Consider the following 2,560-nt stretch of genomic DNA (forward strand, 5'->3'; position numbering starts at 1 on the left):
GGGAGGCGGGGTCGGGCGGGACCTGCCGGCCCGGACGGGGGAGGACCGGGACGGCGCGCGCCCACGAACCGGCCGAACCGTTTCGGGCGCAGCCTAACCCCACCACTCCCGGGTGGCGGGGAGGCGCCCGAGGGCTCGCGGCGGTGACCGGGCGACGGAACCGGCGGCGCCCGGTCGGGGAGGCGGAACGGGCGGGCCCGGCACGGCAGTAGAGTGCCGTGCTGTGGCAGCGCGACCGTTGAACGAACTTGTCGAACCGGGCTGGGCGAAGGCCCTGGAGCCCGTGGCCGGGCGCATCGCGGCGATGGGGGATTTCCTCCGCGCCGAGATCGCGGCGGGACGCACCTATCTGCCGGCGGGCGAGAACGTCCTGCGGGCCTTCCGACAACCGTTCGACGGGGTGCGGGTGCTGATCGTGGGTCAGGACCCCTACCCGACACCGGGCATGCCCATCGGCCTGAGCTTCGCGGTGGCGCCGGAGGTGCGCAGGCTGCCGGGCAGTCTGGAGAACATCTTCCGGGAACTGGGCGAGGACCTGGGGCTGCCCCGGCCCTCCAACGGGGACCTGACGCCCTGGACCGAGCAGGGGGTGCTGCTCCTCAACCGCGCCCTGACCACCGCGCCGGGACGCCCCGGCGCGCACCGGGGGAAGGGGTGGGAGGAGGTCACCGACCAGGCCATCCGCGCCCTCGCCGCCCGCGGGGGGCCGCTGGTGGCGATCCTGTGGGGTCGGGACGCCCGGAACCTGCGCCCCCTGCTGGGGTCGATTCCCGCCGTGGAGTCCGCGCACCCCTCCCCGATGTCGGCCGATCGGGGTTTCTTCGGCTCCCGCCCCTTCAGTCGGGCCAACGCCTTCCTCGTGGAACAGGGCGCCGAGCCGGTGGACTGGCGTCTGCCCTGAACCGGGCGGGCCCGCTCCGTCCGGATCGGGGCGGGTCAGCGCAGGGAGGACAGCCCGGGGGCGAAGGCCACCAGGAGCGGCACGAGGGGCACCAGCGCCGCCGCCGCCGTCATCCGCAGCCGGCGCGAGGGGGTGAACCGCCGCCCCGGCGCCAGGAGGCGGTCCACCCGCTGCGGCAGTTGCCGCCGCCGGGGGTCGGCGCCGGCGCACGGTCCGAACCCGCCCCGGTCCCCGTTGAGGTCGACCAGGGCCAGAGCCGTGGTCAGCCGGCCGAAACGCCGGGAGGCGGCGTCGTCGGCCGCCAACTCCACCAACCGGTGCACCTGGGAACGGAAGGCGGCGAAGACCGGAACGCCCGGGAAGCCGCGGGCCAGGGCGCCCGAGCAGTGGAGCAGCCAGTCGTGCCGCGCCCGGGCGTGACCCTGTTCGTGGGCGATCACGGCGTCCAGCCGCCGACCGCCGAGTCGGGCCAGGGCCGCCGTGGTGATGACCAGTCGGCCGTCGGAGCCGGGCAGCAGCCAGGCGTCGGGACGCGGATCCTCCACGATCACCAGGCGCCCGCCGTCCTCCTCCTCGCCGGGCAGCAGCGGACGGCGGGCGAGGAGTTCCGCGCGCCGCCCGCGGCGCACGGCCCTCGCCAGCCGTACCTCGCGCACCAGCATCACCGCCGTCCACAGACCGCCGGCGGCCAGCGCCAGGGCCAGGGGCGCCGCGATCCACGCCCCCTCCGGGGGCAGGGCGTAGGCGTCCAGGACGCCGGCGGGCGCGGGGGCGAACAATCCCTCCCTGACCACCTGCCAGGCCGCTGCACCGCTGATGGCCATGGCCAGGACGCAGCACAGCAGAACCGCCACGACCACGCACTGCCACAACCACAGCGCGAGCACGGGTTCCCGGTCGGGCCAGGAGGCGCGGGCCATCACGCGGGGGGCGGTCAACGCCGTGAGCCCGCCCAACGCGAGCAGGATGAGCGCGATGAGCATGTCACCACCCTAGTCGGCGGACGCCGGTGGGGACACGGGCCGTCCGCCTCCCGCGGGACCCCGGGGAGGCGGGGTGTCACGACTCACATCCCCACCAGCATGACCGCCATGGCCAGCGCGGTCACCACCCGGCAGGCGGCGGCCATTTCCGGTGAACGGCCCGGGGACGGGCCCGGCGTCGGTTCGGGGGGCACCAACCGGGAACCGACCCACAGGGCGCAGCCGGCGAAGTAGGCGGCGGACAGGGCCGTGAACACCGCCGGTGGGCCCGTCGAGGGGCCGGTGTGCCCGCCGAGCAGCCAGAGGTGGACCATCCAGCCCATGGCGGCACCCTCCACCAGGTGGTGAACCCGGTGACCCGGGCCGGGGCGGGGTCGGACCAGGGGCCACAGGGCCAGGACGGGGAAGAACAGGACCGCCGCTCCGCGGAGCCCGTCCCCCGCCGCGCCCCCGGGGAGGAGGACGGACGGGAGCGGTGCCGCGCCCCCGGGCACGGCCATCACCGCCATGCCCGCCAGCATCACCCCCTCCACCACGGCGACCTGGCGTGCCCGGCCCGTCGACCGACGGGCCGAGCACAGGCAGTACAGGCCGGTTCCCGCGCAGATCACCGCCATGAGCCAACCGACCGGTGCCGCTCCGTGCACGACCGCTCTCCCCTCGGTCCCCCCTCGGG

Annotated in this window: 3 protein-coding genes; 1 reads left to right on the forward strand and 2 read right to left on the reverse strand. The window is 76.1% G+C overall.

Going from position 1 to position 2,560, the window contains the following annotated elements; all coding sequences use genetic code 11:
- The first annotated feature begins 223 nt into the window (after positions 1–223).
- On the forward strand, positions 224–901 hold the full coding sequence (locus FOE67_RS22450; RefSeq protein ID WP_182666660.1) for a uracil-DNA glycosylase: 678 nt from the start codon (positions 224–226) through the stop codon (positions 899–901).
- A gap of 35 nt (positions 902–936) precedes the next feature.
- Here the strand turns inward: FOE67_RS22450 and FOE67_RS22455 are convergent, their stop codons facing one another.
- Positions 937–1,884 carry a M56 family metallopeptidase gene (locus FOE67_RS22455; protein ID WP_182666661.1) on the reverse strand — a complete coding sequence of 316 codons (948 nt, stop codon included), beginning with the start codon at positions 1,882–1,884 and terminating at the stop codon, positions 937–939.
- An 83-nt stretch (positions 1,885–1,967) separates the two neighbouring features.
- On the reverse strand, positions 1,968–2,560 hold a 593-nt coding region (locus tag FOE67_RS22460), incomplete at its 5' end, for a DUF5134 domain-containing protein (RefSeq protein ID WP_228474174.1).

Origin of the sequence: Streptomyces calidiresistens, from assembly GCF_014141525.1 — a bacterium.
Classification (GTDB): domain Bacteria; phylum Actinomycetota; class Actinomycetes; order Streptomycetales; family Streptomycetaceae; genus Streptomyces; species Streptomyces calidiresistens.